Below are 13,704 nucleotides of genomic sequence, written 5' to 3'. Positions count from 1 at the left end.
TTGGCAGTAGGTATCAGAAGCCTTAGGGCTGCGCCCGAGGCTATCGGGGTGCTGATCTCTCAGCTGTTTGCCCGTTTCCCCTTTGGCATGCTCTCACTGGCGTTCGTCATTCACATCCAAGCCGTTACCGGCAGCTACGCGATTGCCGGAATCGCACTCGGTGCTGAAACGATTGGCGCAAGTATTTCCGGTCCACTGCTCGCTCGATACATGGCGGTTTTTGGCATCAGAAGAGTTATCGGTCTGAGCACCCTGGTGACGGTGTCATCTCTAATCGCCCTGGCACTGGTGCCTCCGGTGCCGGTCTTGCTGGTCTTCATTGCCTTTTTGGTGGGGCTGTTTTCCCCGCCAATTCAACCGGCTGCCAGATCCATCTACCCCCAGGTAACACCGAAGCAGCTCATGCCGGCGCTTTATTCGCTGGATGCCACCGCACAGGAAATCATCTGGGTACTGGGTCCACTTGTTGCGACTTTGGTGGCAGCAAGTTTTGGAAACGTGGCGATGCTCATTACGGTTGGTGTGATCCAGCTTGCGGGAACCGCTTGGTTTTTAGCCAACGGAGCGGTTGGAAGAGCGAAGATTCCAAGAACTAATTCAAAGCTTGGCAAGGCCCTGCGCAACGGCAAGGTACTGGCCGTCACGGTGCTGGGGCTGCTCTTTGTGGGTTCCTTCGCTGGAGTCGAGGTTGGAGCAGTCGCGCTTTTCGATAAGGCGTTAGCCGGTGTTATGTTCGCGCTGTTCTCGCTGGGTTCTATTTTTGGCGGCCTATTCATCGCCCCGAGAGTCAAGGGCAAGTGGGCCCTGGTCGTGTTTTTGATTATCAGTCTGGTCGGCTACAGCGCGATTCTGTTCGCACCCGCCGACCCCATTTGGGTCGGCTTCAGCTTGTTCTTTGCCGGTCTGGGAGTTGCACCAACCCTTGGACTACTCTCCCTGATGATCGCAACGGGAACCTCGGGTAGCGAAACTGTTGAAGCCTACGGGTGGACCACAACCGGTCAGTTGGTTGGATTCTCAGCCGGCAGTGCTTTAGCAGGGGTTGCTATCGACTCGGTTGGACCATTCGCCGCTCTGCTGGTTTCTGTGGTGTTTGGCTTTTTCACCATTGTGGCAGCCGTTCTGGTGATCAGAACTAGTGAGCAGCCTTCTTAGTTTTCTTGCCATCGTCTCTTGTCACTGCCAGCGACCAGATGGTCGTGATGGCAAGGGTGATCAAAATGACTGCCAGCGAAAGCTCAGTTGAGATCTCAGGGATGATCTCAACGTGCTGCCCGCCATTGATAAATGGCAGCTCGTTTTTGTGCAGGGCATGGATAACCAGCTTCAGACCAATCCAGGCCAAAATGATGCTCAAGCCCACCGACAGGTACTTCAGTCGCTCCATCAAACCGCCGAGCAGGAAGTAGAGCTGGCGAAGTCCCAGCAGCGCGAAGGCGTTGGCTACGAAAACGATGTAGGGCTCATTGGTTAGTCCATAGACCGCCGGGATTGAGTCCAGCGCAAACAGCAGGTCGGTGAAGCCAATCGAAATCATCACCAGTAGCAGCGGCGTGTAAACCCACTTGCCATCGAGCTTCACTCGGTAGCGATTGTCGTGGTAATCGGGTGTGGTTGGGATTAGCTTGGAGATGAGCTTAGTGATTCCGCCAGACTCGTTGCGATCCTCCTCACCCTCATGGAAGGTTTCAATCACAAGCTTCACGGCAGTGAAGATCAAGAAAGCACCGAAGACATAGAAGGCCCAGCTGAAGCGCTCAATAAATGCGGCACCGAGGACAATGAAGACGAATCTCAGGGCAAGTGCAATTGCGATTCCGATCAGCAGCACCTGAGAGCGAAGCTGCTTTGGCACCGCGAACTGAGTGAAGATGATTAGGAATACAAAGATGTTGTCCACCGAGAGGCTGTATTCGGTAACCCAGCCGGCGATGTACTCAGCCGCATACTGCGGACCCCAGACACCACCGACCAAGAACGTGAAGAGCAGGGCCAGCGTGATGTAAATGCTCACCTGGATGCCGGACTCTTTGAAACTGGGCTCGTGTGGCCTCTTCAGCTGAACAATAAAATCAGCCAGCAGGATTGCGACCAAAACTGCGATTGTTGTGATCCAGACCCAGAGCTCTACTTGCATTTTTCCCGTTCGCTATCCGACCCAGCGGAATAATCATGTTCAGACAATTGTAGGTAATGATTACAAGTTCAAAGGTTGGTCATGAAGGTTCTTATTTCTGGAGCGAACGGACTTATCGGTTCTGAACTCTCAAGGCAGCTCAGAAGCGAAGGCCACACCGCAATTCACCTGGTTCGACACCCCGTGAACGGTCCGGATCAGATCTTTTGGGACCCGATGGCCTCAAAGTTTGATCCCGCTGCGATTGAGGGGATTGACGCGGTTGTGAACCTAGCCGGAGCAACAACCGGAAAAATCCCCTGGACTCGGCGCTACATGACGGAGCTAATCGACTCCAGAATCAACTCAACCAAGCTTTTGGTTGATGCAATCAATGGAGCAAAGAACCCTCCAAAAGTCCTCATTTCAGGGTCGGCCTCAGGCGTCTATGGCGATCAGGGCGACAAGTGGCTGGACGAAACATCTCCCAAGGGCGATGGTTTTCTTGCCGACCTGGCTCATCGTTGGGAGCAGGAAGCCGAGAAGGCCAGCTGCCGAGTGGTCTTGGTCCGAACCACGATGGTTATGAGCAAAAAGCTCGGAGCGCTGGGCAAGCTGCTTCCGCTTATCAAGCTGGGAATTGGTGGGGCCTTAGGTTCAGGCAAGCAGTGGTGGGCTTGGATCTCGCTGGAAGATGAGGTACGAGCGATCAAGCACCTGATCGAAACTGAATCTGCCTCTGGTCCCTACAACCTGACCGCACCTGAGCCTGCCACATGCGAGCAGATAATTCGCGAGCTTGGTCGCCAACTTCACAGGCCGACGTTTTTGAAAGTGCCCGCCTTCGCCATGCGACTTCTAATTGGAATCGCAGCAGATGAACTTCTACTCTGCTCGCAGAAAATGACATCCCACCGATTGCAGGAATCGGGGTTTGAATTCAAACACCCGACCCTGGTTCAATCGGTGGGATACGTAATCAGCTAATTACTTAGCAGGCTTCTTCGCAGCAGGCTTTGCTGCACTCTTCGGAGCGGCCTTTGCAGCTGGCTTTGCAGCAGCCTTCGGAGCGGCCTTTGCAGCAGGCTTAGCTGCGGTCTTTGCCGCTGGCTTTGCGGCTGGCTTAGCTGCGGTCTTTGCTGCCGGCTTTGCCGCTGGCTTTGCGGCTGGCTTAGCTGCGGTCTTTGCTGCAGGCTTTGCCGCTGGCTTAGCGGCAGTCTTAGGGGCGGCCTTCGCGGCTGGCTTCTTGGCAGCGGGCTTCTTCGCTGCTGAGGCGGTTGCCTTCTTGGCGGTTGAGGCGGTCTTGGCGACAGACTTTGCAGCCTTCTCAACACCGGCTAGCGCATCGGTAGCGGCCTTAGAAGCTGCCTTGGTGGCGTCTTCTGCAACTACCTTCGCGGCTTTCGATGCCTCGGCGGCGACAGTCTTTGCAGCCTTTGATGCATCCTCGGCTAATTCAGCAGCCTCTTTGGCTGCAGCGGTTGTGGTGGTCTTGAATAAGTTTTTGATTGAGTCCAACAGGCCCATGGTTTTTGCTCCGTTTTTTGTGGGGTGGTTTCGACCCCATTAGCCTACGGCAGAAACTAAATAGCGCGACGTCTAGCGAGTATTGCGTCCAAATCTTTAGCAGCCCAAACTTTTTGATCACGCTTGATTTCAACCACTTCCGCGAGGTTGTCGTTTAGTTCACCCTGGCGCAACTGGTTCAGCGGAGCCGGAATGGGATTTGGCTCCCACTCCCTAGAAACTGGAGCCGGACGTCTAACAAAAGCCTGAGCGCGAGCCTGGTTCCTAGCTGCGTGTTTTGACCTTGCAAGCTCGGTCGCTCGGCGACCAGCAGCACGAGAGACGAAGAGTGCGAGAGCGCTCATGACTATCGCAGCTCCGGCTGCCATGAGCCAGCCGCCATCGGTAACCGAGGCGATGCCCGCGGCTAAAGCGCCGAGAAAAAACAGTGCAAAGAGGACGGAGAAGCCGCGCTGTGTATTAATAAGTCTGGTCAGCTGCTCATCCGCTGTCATTTGAGCAGAAACTCTGTGTTGTTTCGCGTCCTTGCGGACCAGGTTGTTGGTGGCGCGAATTTCACTTCGCTTTGAGAACCCTGGAACAAAAATTGCCAACCAGACCACGGCAGCTACCAGCAGTGTTATGCCGCCAAGCCCGATTGGATTTTCCATAATTCACAAGATATGCCACGCGTGAATAAAACCCGTGATTGGCAGGGCGTGTTACCTCAGTCGGTCCAACATGGAGCCGCTTCGCTCCTCCGAAGTGATTCCAAAAATCAGATGATCACGCCAAGCTCCATCGATGTAAATGAAGCGCTCCTTAAGGCCTTCGTTGCGAATTCCTAATTTTTCAACCACCCGAAGACTCGCCTTGTTCTCAGGTCGAATGTCAATTTCAACTCTGTGTAATCCAGCATCATCAAACAAGTAGTCAATCGCGAGCGCAACCGCCACTGTCGTGATTCCCTTGCCGGCAAAGTTGCTAGCGATCCAGTAGCCGATTGTCGCCGAGGAAACCGAGCCGTGAATTATGTTTGCAACATTTAGCTGCCCGACCACGACGTTTTTGTAGCGGATGGTGAAACCAATTCCACTGCCCTGACGCATTTGGGTTTTCAGAGCACTAACTAACCAACGGGCATCGACACCTTGGCGCAATCCCGGAAGGGTGGCCTCCCACGGTTCAAGCCAGGCCCGATCGGTTTCCAGCAGGTATTGCAACCTCGGGGCATCGAGCCTTCCAACCGCTTTGATTGATACATCGCCGTAGGTTGGTACCCGATTAGGTTTCACGCTGGCAAGATTACCGCTATGGAAACTTCTTCGGGCAAGCAGGGGCTTCGCCGCCAAATTCAAGCGCAGCGCCCCCAGTCCTCTCAGGGACTCACCTCCAACCTGGTGCGGCTAGCCCTGGAACTCAATGCCCAAACGATAGCCAGCTACGTATCGGACCCAAAAGAGCCCGACACCTCAGATTTCAACTCCTGGGTAGAGAGCTTGGGCAAACGACTTTTACTTCCGAGGGTTTCTGGCGAAGATTTGGAATTTGCGCAGGGGCCGCTGACACCCGGTAGTTTTGGGCTCCTGGAGCCCACCTCTGAGGCTGCGCTACTGGGCGAGGCTGATCTGATCCTGCTACCGGCACTCGCGGTCGACAAAGCCGGCGTCAGGCTCGGTAAGGGGAAGGGCTTCTACGATCGCGCGCTGCGGGCAATTGCGGGCATTCCTCTCTACGCAGTGGTTTTCGATTCTGAAATTTACGATCAGCTCCCCTCGGAGCCCCACGACCGAAAAGTCACCGGGGCGATTACGCCAACAGCAATCCACCACTTCAAGGCAAGCGCCTTCGGTTAAAATTTATCCCGGAGGAAAAATTGCCAACCTACTCTTACGTCTGCAAGGACTGCCAGCACAGCTTTGATGCTCAGCAGTCGTTCAGCGATGCCGCATTGGAAATTTGCCCCATTTGCCAGGGTTCGCTGCGCAAGCAGTTTGGCAATCTCGGAGTCACTTTCAAAGGCTCAGGTTTTTACAAAACCGACTCTGCCGCTCCAAGCACTTCAAGCGACTAGCCCCAGTGCGGGGGTCTTTCGTCCCTGAGTCGATCATCATTTGAATCATCCGGGTCGCCCCATGCTCTAGAGGTGTCTTCAAACGCCTTGTCCTCAAATAACGGTTGCGCCTTTCGCTCCAGGTCCACACCCATGGACTTGGCGATTCGGTTTGCCACTTCTTGAGGTTGGGCAAAGATTTCGAGTGCGTGAACCCGGATGTACTGCCACCCCATCGCCCTCAACAAGCCAGGGCGAAGTCTCAGCCTCTCATCCCAGTTCTCGCCCAGTAGGGCCCAGTCTGGATCGATTACCGCAGCCTTATCGCCCAGGGAAACTGCCAATCCGATGCGGCCACCGAAATTCAATGCGACATTGAATCCGAGTTTGGTAAGGCGAAGCGCCAAGTCACTCAGGAGTGGATCTGGTTCACCGGTCTTTAGATCACTTAGGAAGCTTGGAGCTATGAGGTCTTTGAGCCACTTCTGGTTTTCCGGAAGCTTGCCGGCGGCGAAGTCCTCAAAGTTGTAGCACGAGACCAGGGTGAGGCGCTTTCTCGCGGAAACTATTGTGTTTACCATCCACCGTGAAGCGTTAGCAGAGTTGAAATCCCCTAATGTCCCGGATATGCGCCCTTCTGGAGTTCTTCCAAAGCCCACGGAAAAGATGACTCGGTCCGCTAGGCGGTGGGTGTGCTGACTCATGGGACGAACATCGAATTTTTCGCGGCCATGTGCGTCAAAAAATTCAGCCAGCTGGGGCTGTGATGCCACCTCACGCTCAACAGCCTGGGCAACCCGATCAGCATGCGCGTGGGAGGCCGTGACCACGCACAGCGATTGCTGCGGGGTCCAGCGAGCGTGATTGAGGACCAGTTCGGTGACCTTTGCAACTTCAGCATCCAAAGACTCTGTGGCGCCCTCAATTGTGCTGCTGGCAAAGGCACCGTCAATAATTTCAATCTGTTCGAAGTTGTGGGAGCCAAAAAGTTGTCCAGCCGCAGGATCAAGAATTAGCTGCCCCCGGTAGAAGTTTTCGTTTAGATAGCGGCCCAGTACCTGACCTTCGGTTCGGTAATTTCTGCGCAGTGAGAGTTTTGGATAGTTGCGCTCCATGAGATCAAAAAATGATTCCCTCGCGCTCTCGACGCCGGTAACACTCGCCCGAGCTACCGTCTCAAAGCTCTCAGGTGCTGCAACTGCAGAGTCTCCAAAAGCAATCACCTGCTGAGCGCGGTAAAGGCTCGGGGCTAGCTCAGCCACCCCGGTGGAGGCGGCATCGAGCACCATCAATACGTCAAATTTCTCGCGGTTAGCAACCTCTGAGATTCGATAGGGGCTAATCAAGAGGTTGGGAGCGATTAGCTCCCAGAGCCCAGCAGCCTCGTTAGCTGCTGACCTAAGGCTCACATCACGCTGCCTGAGCATGTTTCTCAGTCGGTCAGCCTGAGCCGGAAACTTCACAATGCCGGATTTCCAGGCGGTTGCCAATGACCATTTGGTTGAAGCCAGACCAGCGGCCAGCAGTTGCGAGGCAGCAGCATCAAAGTCCTGCTCGAGCTCGGCGATGTTTGATGCCGAGAACTCTAAAATTCGCGGGTTGCGGTTGACCAGGGCCTCAAGAGCCGATTGCCACCAGCACAATAAAAGTTCGGAGTGCAGGGCGGGAAGCTCAGGTTTGATTTTGCACATCTCATGAGCAAAATCCGAAAGTCCTGCTTGAGCTAGCTCAGATTGGATCGGACCTCTCTCTAGCAGGTGGTCAAGGATCTCCGTCTTAGTTGCCAACTCTTCCAGCATTGCCCCGAGCTGATCAAAAGGAACCTTGGTCAAAAGTGGCTTATCCGGATCGGGGTCCAGGTGGCGCTGAAGTAGTTCGAGGAGCGAGTGGAGTCGCTCGTATTTCTCCTGGACATCGTTGAGGCCAAGTGGAACCTGAGGTGGTGCCTGAGTTTGATTTAGCTCCAACCAAAGCAGGCGCTGCTGTTCGGCAAGCTCAAGAGCGGCATGCAAGTTTGGGACTGAGCTACCTGGGCGGACATACTCCTTTGCGAGCTTCCTAAACCTCCTGCGCTGCGCGCCCGATAACTCTTTGCGCTCAGCTCGCGGGGCGGTGGCCGTGATGAGCTGAGCTAGTGAGCGGTCGTAGATGCTCGGCAGGAATCGGTCAAGGGTTTCCCGAATTCCAATTAGAAGTCGCAGTTGCGTCGCCCAGTCCTCGACGGTGCTGCAGGCAACGAGTTTCTGGTCCGCTAAATAGCGATTGATTTGATAGCTCAGGGTTCGAAACGGCTCTCCGGCAATTGACCGGACCTGCTCCAGAACTCTCGAATTCTCCTCCGAGCTGTTGAATCGTGCGCGATACCACGGGGTATCAGTCGGGCCATAGGCGAATACCTTTGCCTCGTGGGCTCGCTCCACCAACTCACCGACGCGGTCGACCAGACCGGGCAGCAGGTCCTGACGAATTCGCGCCGAATTCTTGGGGGCGTTGGGCAGCACTTCCAGCGCAGCGAGTTCGCGCAGGCAATCGACCAGGGTGATACCCAGCTCCGCGTCTTCGTTGCCGATCACACCAAAGTAATCTTCAATGGCCCGCTCGGCCTTTGCTTTTTCGCTTCTTGCCTGAGCGGTGCTGGACTCGATTGCCTTTTCGTTTCTTGAAATCGCTGCAACCAGGTCAGACCAGGTGTCGGCCTCTCTGATAGCAAGTCCACCAAGGCCAGACTGCGAAAGTCGCTCGGCAACTTCATCCAGAGTCTGCGCTCTAGGCGCAACTAACAGGGCACGCTTTCCCTGGAGGGAGAGATTTGACAGGAGATTCACGACGGTCTGCAGGTAACCGGTTCCGGGCAAAGTTTCAACTAAGAAACTTGCTCCGGATAGCGCTTTTTGTATTACCTCAAGTTGAGAGTGATCGGCATTTTCCACCGGCACAATCGTCGATAGTTCAACCGAGGCCAGCTGCTGATTTGGACCTGGAAGTGCTGGGGGATCCAATGGAGCACTTTGGAATGTGCTCAACAGGTCAGGCACAAAGTTGCCCAGAACCAAAAGTTTTTCTATCTCAACATCAGTTCCGTGCAGCACCTCGCTCACCAGCGAGAGCGCAGAGATCGGAACCAGGTCCCCTTGGCCCACCGAAACCGCCATTAGGTCCTGAGGCCTAAAATCGCTTCGAGCGGAAACTAACAGCTGCAACAGAGCTGGATTCAGCCTGGGCTGCGCATCTATCCGAATCTCATAATCGTCACCCTTGGGAATGATGTGGGTGGGCCACAGCAAAATTGGCAGCTTTTGATTAGCGGTGCGATTTTCCACCATGCCCGCTGCAATAAAACAGGAGGCGATTGCAAAACCCGCTTCGATTCGCTGAGCGTTGTTTCTAATGCGGCGCACGGCGCTGTGGGCCCTAGCCTGAGCAACACCGTCCCGCACCAGGTTGGAAAGCGTTGTGCTGCGGGAGGTAACAAGCTGTGCCAGTCCGCCCGGGTGCGATCGAGCTAGATCAACCTGCCCAAAGCTGGAGAGTTCGAAGTTGGTTAGCGGGTTGCTGCCACCAATGCCAGCCAGCTGCTCCCTGAGAGCGGAAATATCGAGTGCCTCCACGCGCAAATCCTAAGAGCCACCGCCCTGAATCAGCTGACGGCTCTCGGGCGGGGAAGGAATCAGTATGTTTGCCAATGGCGGACAGCAGCCGCGCTCTCTAGGCGGTAACCTATTACTCACATCTTGGCTTCGTAGCTCAGTGGATAGAGCAACGGTTTCCTAAACCGTGTGTCGTAGGTTCGATTCCTATCGAGGCCACCACATTATTGACTAATCAGTCAATAACCCCTAGAATCTTTTCCATGGCCAGACCGAGGAAATTCAACGAGGGTGATGTGATTGCCCTTGCAGGCCAAACCTTTGCAAAACTCGGCTTCCACGGAACCAGCATTGATGATTTGCTGCTGTCCACCAACTTGCAGCGCGGAAGCCTTTATCAGGCCTTTGGCTCAAAGCTCGGGCTATTCAAGATTGTGCTAGCCAGCGCGCTAAACGAAGGTTGGGAGCAAAGAGATCTTTCACTCAACCTGATGATTGTCGCCATCAGAGATCTAGCCGGCGAAGATCGAGACATTAGAAATCTTTGCGTTGAAGCAATTGAAAAGACTTTCAATGACAGCACCTTGGACGCAGCAAAAACATTCGGAATGCAGCTACTGAAAAACCTGGAGGAAACCCATGCCAAGCTATGAATTCACAAACACCCACCTGGTGATTAGATTCAAGCCACTCGAGAAACTAGCTGCACTGACCGGAGACTTGAGTATCCCTTGGGAGAGCGTTCGCGGTGCAACTGAAGACTTTGGCGCGGTCCCGGGAGAGCTTGGAATCAGGGCACCTGGCACCGGCTGGCCGGGATCGATCGCAACCGGAACCTTTTATAAGCGCTCCCGCCGGCAGTTTGTCTGGTGGCTAAAGGGGCACATTCCCGTGATTGTCGAGTTGAAAACCCATCGCTTTGAGAGACTGATTTTAGGTAGTTCAGACCCCAAAAGCCTGGCTCAGCAGATCAACTCCAGGGCAGCGGCCAACTAGGCGGCTTGACGCTGCATACCGAGAAACTCCTGCCACTGCGGCTCTTCTTTCTCGGCACCCCGAACGGTCCAGATCACACCTGAGGGCATTTGGGGGGTGAACTTGAGCTCCCAGCCCATTTCGGCCGGCGTCTTGTCGCTCTTGGCATTGTTACACCTCAGACAGCACGCCACCAGATTTTCCCAGGTGTCTTTGCCGCCTCTGGACTTGGGAAGAATGTGGTCGATGGTGTTGGCGCTTTTTAGGCAGTAACCGCAGCGGAAATTATCGCGACGAAGCACTCCCCTGCGGGAGACTGGAATTTTGCGGGCGCCTGGAATGCGCACGTAGCGCTGCAGCAAGATCACAGCCGGTAACTCAAACTCCTTGGTTGCCGAGTGAACGGTCTTCGCCTGGGCTCCGGCGAGCACGGTGGCCTTTTGGTTGAGCACAAGTATCAGTGCTCGCTTGAAAGAAACCACGGCCAGCGGTTCATAACCGGCGTTTAGGACTAGTGTGCGCAAGGTGTTACTCCTCTAATCGAAATTCCCCGCGCGGCCCGCGGGCTTTCGACTTGACCCCCGGAAACAAAAAACGCGCCGCAAAACGCGACGCGCAAAGTATCCGATGCGGATATGCAGGGGTGCTGGTGCAAATGGACCCAGTTACCGTGCTTGGCTTGCATGTTTACCGGCATAGTGCACCTCCCCTTGAGTATCCAAAGCCAACTCTTGGTCAACAGAGTACGACTGAGCGGTGAAAATTGCGGAAGAAACGCAGAACGAAAAAGTGAAGTTTTGGTATCGAATCAGTTGTCGATATCCGCTAGCCGAATGATGTGGTAGCGGTCAGTGAAAATGGGTGCCAACTTGACTCGGTCACCCGGCTGAGGAGCGTGGTAGAAGTTGCCGTTCCCCGCGTAAATGCCATTGTGGCTGTAGTCGTTGAAGACCACGATGTCTCCGGGGATTGCTTCATCCAGAGAAATTTTCTCGCCAAGCTTTGCCTGCTGGTAAACGCTGTGTGGAAGATCCATTCCAAACTGCGAGTAAACAAACATGACGTATCCAGAGCAGTCAAATCCCGCCGGGGTCTCGCCACCGTAGACGTAGGGAGTGCCCACCAGCTCGGCAGATGCCTTCATGATGTTTCCACTGGTGACGTTGGTAAACCTAGGGTCCAGCACGTAATCGGCAGCCGTTGGTCCGTCGTAGCGGCGGGAGGATGATCTGACTTCAAACTCTGATGCCTCTGCAGGCTGGTAATCCCCGCGGGAGAATTCCACGGCGCGAACCGCGGCCACCGAAAGTCCTTGCGACGGAGCTGAAATTTCAACCATGGTGTTGTCTCTGGCAAGCCCAGACATGGCAGTGGTCTCGGGATCAAATCCATAGGAGGGCAACGCACTGGTCGCCAGCAAACCAGTGGCGGCAACCATGGTCAGGGAAGTCCTGAGCCTGTGGTGCTCCACTTTCTTGGCGACAAGCTGCTTCTGGCGCATCTCTTTGCGAGTAGCGTGATGCAGCGGCGTTAATAGGGTCAAACTGAGGTCCTCCGAGATGTTCATTGGATGTTGACGTCGTAGAAGTATAACCCCGGGTTACTCACACGCGAACAAATGAGACGCTATTACCTCATCTAACAGCATTCCCTCAGCTTTACCCTGGGCGGTAACCAACCAGCTTCCAGCTTGCAGGGACACTTCGATGCGGACCCCGGGCACCAGACCCAAATCTCGAAGCTGCAACAAGAACTCCTGATCAACTTGAATCGGCTCCCCGATGCGAGCCAAGGTGTAATTGCCGGCGGACAGCGAGGAAACCGGGTGGCACGGAATTTGCTCGGGTGGTTGAGTTCCTAATAGCTCTAATCCTGGAACTGGCATTCCGTAGGGAGAAACTGTTGGGTCAGAGAGCAGTGTCAGCAACTTTCGCTCTACCGCCTCGCTCATGACGTGCTCCCAGCGGCAGGCTTCCTCGTGAACCAGTTCCCACTCCAGGCCAATTACCTCTAGCAGTAACCTTTCGGCAAGGCGGTGCTTCCGCATGACCTCGGTGGCTGTGAGTCTTCCCTCATCGGTGAATTCGAGTTGGCGGTCCAGCCCAACCCTTAGAAGGCCGTCTCGCTCCATCCGGGCAACAGTTTGGGAGACCGTGGGGCCGGAGTGATCCAGGCGCTCAGCGATGCGGGCACGCATCGGAGTGATGCCCTCCTCCTCCAGCTCAAAGATGGCTTTGAGGTACATCTCGGTGGTGTCGATCAAATCGGTCATGAGCCCCCTCTGGACACAGCAAGAATAACCGCATGCCAAAGCTAAACTTGTGCCATGGCTGAGATAAAGATCCCTGGTGAACTGCTACCCAAAGATGGTCGATTCGGCTGCGGTCCCTCGAGGACCAGGGTGGAGCAGCTGTCAAATTTCCTAGGTCAGGGCGCCTCTCTGCTGGGTACCAGCCACCGCCAAGCACCAGTGAAAAACCTAGTGGGCGAGATTCGACAGGGCCTCTTGGATTTGTTCAGGGCTCCGCAAGGCTACGAGGTGGTGCTGGGAAACGGTGGCTCCACGGCATTCTGGGATGCTGCAGCGTTTAGCATGGTGGAGAAAAAGGCCCAGGCTTTGGTGCACGGTGAATTTGGATCAAAATTTGCATCTGCACTCACCAACCCGTGGCTGGAAAAACCAGTAGTTGTAAATGCGCCTGCCGGCTCCAGAGGCGAATTTGAACCATCAGCTGACATTGACTCCTATGTCTACCCGCACAACGAGACATCCACTGGTGTAGTCACCGCGGTCAAGCGCGCAGCGAGCTCGGGACTAATGTTCACCGATGCCACCAGCGCCGCCGGCGGCATTGATTTTGAGCTCTCCGAGACTGACGTTTACTACTTCGCTCCGCAGAAGAACTTTGCATCCGATGGCGGTCTATGGTTAGCGCTGCTTTCGCCAGCAGCAATCGAACGAGTCGAGTCGATTGCTGCCTCTGACCGCTACATCCCAGAGTTCCTAAGTGTCAAAACCGCACTGGATAACTCCAGGCTGAACCAAACTCTCAACACCCCAGCCATCGCAACCCTGTTCCTGCTCAACGACCAGATTCAATGGATCAATAAAAATGGCGGCCTGAAGTGGGCGGATGCAAGAACTAAGCAGAGTTCAAACTTGCTTTACCAGTGGGCAGAGCGGACCGAATCCGCCTACGCTTTTGTGGCAAACCCGGATCACCGCTCGCAGGTTGTTGTCACCATTGACTTTGACGAAAGCGTGGATGCCAGCTACATCACATCAACTCTGCGCGCAAACGGGGTGGTAGATGTTGAGCCTTATCGAAAGCTCGGCAGAAACCAAATTCGGGTGGCGACCTTCGTAGCCACCGAGCCGGCCGAGGTGGAAAGACTCATCGCATCAATCGACTACATTCTGGAGCAGCGCTGATGGCCAAACTGTTTGTTAGATTCTCCGAGCGCAA

Annotated in this window: 15 protein-coding genes and 1 tRNA gene; 8 read left to right on the top strand and 8 right to left on the bottom strand. The window is 54.9% G+C overall.

The window, feature by feature from the left end; genetic code table 11:
* Positions 1-1,155 (top strand): MFS transporter, encoded by a 1,155-nt coding sequence (locus tag HRU87_RS01785; protein WP_173493256.1) that lies wholly within the window; start codon positions 1-3, stop codon positions 1,153-1,155.
* Here the strand turns inward: HRU87_RS01785 and HRU87_RS01780 are convergent.
* Positions 1,136-2,137, bottom strand: coding sequence for a TerC family protein (locus tag HRU87_RS01780; RefSeq protein ID WP_173493255.1), 1,002 nt, complete (start codon positions 2,135-2,137; stop codon positions 1,136-1,138). The two genes, HRU87_RS01785 and HRU87_RS01780, sit on opposite strands and share 20 nt — an antisense overlap.
* Before the next feature lie 81 nt (positions 2,138-2,218).
* On the opposite strand from HRU87_RS01780, the gene HRU87_RS01775 reads away from it, so the two are divergent.
* Positions 2,219-3,103, top strand: coding sequence for a TIGR01777 family oxidoreductase (locus HRU87_RS01775; RefSeq protein WP_173493254.1), 885 nt, complete (start codon positions 2,219-2,221; stop codon positions 3,101-3,103).
* Here the strand turns inward: HRU87_RS01775 and HRU87_RS01770 are convergent, their stop codons facing one another.
* Genes HRU87_RS01770 through HRU87_RS01760 form a run of 3 tightly spaced genes read right to left on the bottom strand, consistent with a single transcriptional unit; the run spans position 3,104 to position 4,917 of the window.
* On the bottom strand, positions 3,104-3,643 hold the full coding sequence (locus HRU87_RS01770; protein WP_173493253.1) for a hypothetical protein: 540 nt from the start codon (positions 3,641-3,643) through the stop codon (positions 3,104-3,106).
* 56 nt (positions 3,644-3,699) lie between these two features.
* The gene (locus tag HRU87_RS01765) at positions 3,700-4,293 is read right to left on the bottom strand and encodes a hypothetical protein (RefSeq protein WP_173493252.1); all 594 of its coding nucleotides are present in this window, start codon (positions 4,291-4,293) and stop codon (positions 3,700-3,702) included.
* A 51-nt stretch (positions 4,294-4,344) separates the two neighbouring features.
* Positions 4,345-4,917 carry a GNAT family N-acetyltransferase gene (locus HRU87_RS01760; RefSeq protein WP_173493251.1) on the bottom strand — a complete coding sequence of 191 codons (573 nt, stop codon included), beginning with the start codon at positions 4,915-4,917 and terminating at the stop codon, positions 4,345-4,347.
* A gap of 18 nt (positions 4,918-4,935) precedes the next feature.
* Between HRU87_RS01760 and HRU87_RS01755 the strand changes: the two genes are divergently transcribed.
* Complete coding sequence (locus tag HRU87_RS01755; protein WP_173493250.1) at positions 4,936-5,478, top strand: 5-formyltetrahydrofolate cyclo-ligase; 543 nt, start codon at positions 4,936-4,938, stop codon at positions 5,476-5,478.
* Positions 5,479-5,498: 20 nt separating this feature from the next.
* Positions 5,499-5,696, top strand: coding sequence for an FmdB family zinc ribbon protein (locus HRU87_RS01750; protein WP_173493249.1), 198 nt, complete (start codon positions 5,499-5,501; stop codon positions 5,694-5,696).
* Here the strand turns inward: HRU87_RS01750 and HRU87_RS01745 are convergent.
* Positions 5,693-9,283: a DEAD/DEAH box helicase family protein gene (locus HRU87_RS01745; RefSeq protein ID WP_173492934.1), complete on the bottom strand. Its 3,591-nt coding sequence runs from the start codon at positions 9,281-9,283 to the stop codon at positions 5,693-5,695. The two genes, HRU87_RS01750 and HRU87_RS01745, sit on opposite strands and share 4 nt — an antisense overlap.
* A gap of 125 nt (positions 9,284-9,408) precedes the next feature.
* On the opposite strand from HRU87_RS01745, the gene HRU87_RS01740 reads away from it, so the two are divergent.
* From HRU87_RS01740 to HRU87_RS01730, 3 genes are all read left to right on the top strand, one after another.
* Positions 9,409-9,484: transfer RNA gene (locus HRU87_RS01740), tRNA-Arg, on the top strand.
* 41 nt (positions 9,485-9,525) lie between these two features.
* On the top strand, positions 9,526-9,915 hold the full coding sequence (locus tag HRU87_RS01735) for a TetR/AcrR family transcriptional regulator (RefSeq protein ID WP_173493248.1): 390 nt from the start codon (positions 9,526-9,528) through the stop codon (positions 9,913-9,915).
* On the top strand, positions 9,902-10,258 hold the full coding sequence (locus tag HRU87_RS01730) for a hypothetical protein (protein WP_173493247.1): 357 nt from the start codon (positions 9,902-9,904) through the stop codon (positions 10,256-10,258). Before HRU87_RS01735 ends, HRU87_RS01730 begins: the two co-directional genes overlap by 14 nt.
* On the opposite strand, the gene HRU87_RS01725 is transcribed toward HRU87_RS01730, so the two are convergent.
* The 3 genes from HRU87_RS01725 to HRU87_RS01715 form a co-directional block, all read right to left on the bottom strand.
* Positions 10,255-10,761 carry an HNH endonuclease gene (locus HRU87_RS01725; protein ID WP_173493246.1) on the bottom strand — a complete coding sequence of 169 codons (507 nt, stop codon included), beginning with the start codon at positions 10,759-10,761 and terminating at the stop codon, positions 10,255-10,257. The two genes, HRU87_RS01730 and HRU87_RS01725, sit on opposite strands and share 4 nt — an antisense overlap.
* Positions 10,762-11,045: 284 nt before the next feature.
* Positions 11,046-11,780, bottom strand: a complete 735-nt coding sequence (locus HRU87_RS01720; RefSeq protein WP_213086400.1) for a C40 family peptidase — start codon at positions 11,778-11,780, stop codon at positions 11,046-11,048.
* Between the two features lie 57 nt (positions 11,781-11,837).
* On the bottom strand, positions 11,838-12,509 hold the full coding sequence (locus HRU87_RS01715; RefSeq protein ID WP_173493244.1) for a metal-dependent transcriptional regulator: 672 nt from the start codon (positions 12,507-12,509) through the stop codon (positions 11,838-11,840).
* Between the two features lie 54 nt (positions 12,510-12,563).
* Between HRU87_RS01715 and serC the strand changes: the two genes are divergently transcribed.
* Positions 12,564-13,670, top strand: coding sequence for a phosphoserine transaminase (serC, locus tag HRU87_RS01710; RefSeq protein WP_173493243.1), 1,107 nt, complete (start codon positions 12,564-12,566; stop codon positions 13,668-13,670).
* The last annotated feature ends 34 nt before the right edge of the window (positions 13,671-13,704 follow it).

It is taken from the genome of Aquiluna borgnonia (genome assembly GCF_013283855.1).
In the GTDB taxonomy this organism is placed as follows: Bacteria; Actinomycetota; Actinomycetes; order Actinomycetales; family Microbacteriaceae; genus Aquiluna; species Aquiluna borgnonia.
The sequence above is the reverse complement of the archived record's forward strand: the minus strand, read 5'-3'. Positions and strand labels throughout refer to the sequence as shown.

Coding starts and splice junctions, on each gene's coding strand:
- HRU87_RS01775 (WP_173493254.1), top strand. CDS start 2,219: ATGAAGGTTCTTATTTCTGGAGCGAACGGACTTATCGGTTCTGAACTC.
- HRU87_RS01770 (WP_173493253.1), bottom strand. CDS start 3,643: ATGGGCCTGTTGGACTCAATCAAAAACTTATTCAAGACCACCACAACC.
- HRU87_RS01780 (WP_173493255.1), bottom strand. CDS start 2,137: ATGCAAGTAGAGCTCTGGGTCTGGATCACAACAATCGCAGTTTTGGTC.
- serC (WP_173493243.1), top strand. CDS start 12,564: ATGGCTGAGATAAAGATCCCTGGTGAACTGCTACCCAAAGATGGTCGA.
- HRU87_RS01730 (WP_173493247.1), top strand. CDS start 9,902: ATGCCAAGCTATGAATTCACAAACACCCACCTGGTGATTAGATTCAAG.
- HRU87_RS01755 (WP_173493250.1), top strand. CDS start 4,936: ATGGAAACTTCTTCGGGCAAGCAGGGGCTTCGCCGCCAAATTCAAGCG.
- HRU87_RS01735 (WP_173493248.1), top strand. CDS start 9,526: ATGGCCAGACCGAGGAAATTCAACGAGGGTGATGTGATTGCCCTTGCA.
- HRU87_RS01765 (WP_173493252.1), bottom strand. CDS start 4,293: ATGGAAAATCCAATCGGGCTTGGCGGCATAACACTGCTGGTAGCTGCC.
- HRU87_RS01715 (WP_173493244.1), bottom strand. CDS start 12,509: ATGACCGATTTGATCGACACCACCGAGATGTACCTCAAAGCCATCTTT.